Source organism: Mesorhizobium sp. M0293 (genome assembly GCF_040321735.1).
In the GTDB taxonomy this organism is placed as follows: Bacteria; Pseudomonadota; Alphaproteobacteria; order Rhizobiales; family Rhizobiaceae; genus Mesorhizobium.
This window is the reverse complement of sequence record NZ_JAMYSA010000287.1, coordinates 1-1,141: the sequence shown is the minus strand read 5'-3', so window position 1 is coordinate 1,141 and position 1,141 is coordinate 1. Positions and strand designations below refer to the sequence as shown.

1 protein-coding gene and 1 pseudogene are annotated in these 1,141 nt (G+C 67.8%); both read right to left on the bottom strand.

Translation table 11 applies throughout. The features are described from left to right. Window positions 1–45: 45 nt before the first annotated feature. Complete coding sequence (gene hutC, locus NKJ06_RS35495; protein WP_352635296.1) at window positions 46–786, bottom strand: histidine utilization transcriptional repressor HutC; 741 nt, start codon at window positions 784–786, stop codon at window positions 46–48. Next, window positions 783–1,141, bottom strand: a pseudogene (locus tag NKJ06_RS35490) (formimidoylglutamate deiminase); the annotation flags it as partial. The gene hutC and the pseudogene NKJ06_RS35490, both read right to left, overlap by 4 nt.

Here is a 1,141-nt window from a genome sequence, read left to right as displayed (position 1 = left end):
CCCCTCTGTCCTGCCGGACATCTCCCCCACGGGGGGAGATCAGCCTCACCCCTGCGACGGCGTGAACCTTGCCACCAGCGTGTGGCTCTCGGCCGCATAGGTGAAGCGCACATGGGTGACCGGGTGATCGGCGCTCCATGTCCGACGCTCGACCACCAGGCACGGCGCGCCGGCTGCGATATCGAGCGCGGCCGCGATATGCCTGTCGGCGGCGACAGCGCGAATCCGGTGCTCGGCTTCGCTCCACGGCACGCGGCCAATCAGCCATGGTCCTGGTGCTATGGCCAGGAATTCCTCGTCGGCCGCTTCGGGCACAGCGGTGAGATTGATCAACCGCTGTTCATGCGCGAACGGCCGCTCGCCCGCGAAGTGACCACACTCCAGCGCCAGCACCGGCCCGGCCACGCCCAGCTCCAGCAGTGCGCGATTCTCGGCACTGCTGCGCCTTTTGTGTCGCGCCACGCGCTCGTAGCGATAGGCCAGGCCGAGCGCCTCGACCTCGATTCGGATGTCATGGATTTCCAGTACCGCAGCCTGCGACTGCGGTCGGCGGACGAAGCTGCCGGAACGACGCCGGCGTTCGATCAGTCCCGCCTTGGCAAGCTGCGACAGCGCCTTGTTCACTGTCATGCGCGAGCAATTGTATTGCGCGCTCAGTTCGTGCTCGAACGGAATGCGGTGACCGGGTGCCCAGGCACCGGACATGATGCGTTCGCTGATGTCGGACAGGATGCGCTGGTGCAGCGAGCCGCCGCCTTCCGTCCCTATTGTCCCGGTCATGCTCATGCCGAAAGCGCCGTCATCACGCCGCGAAATCGCTCGGCGATCGCCTCGCGCCTTGCATGCCGGCCGCCGCTGACTTGTCTTTGGCCATGCACCCAAACGCAGTCGACCTTGCTGCTATTGGCGAAGATCCAGGCGTCGAGGATTGCGTCGCCGGTCTTGCCGGCCAGCGAGGGACTGCCGGCGTCGAGCGAGACGAGATCGGCGGATGCGCCGACCGCGATCGCTGAGGCGCCGGCACCAAGCGCGATGCTGCCGCCGTCAAGTGCGGCGTCGAACAGCGCGCGGCCGGTCGAGGCCCCCGCGCCCGCGCGCCCCATTCGGGCGCGCGGGCCAAGGCGCAGCGGATATTCGAGCG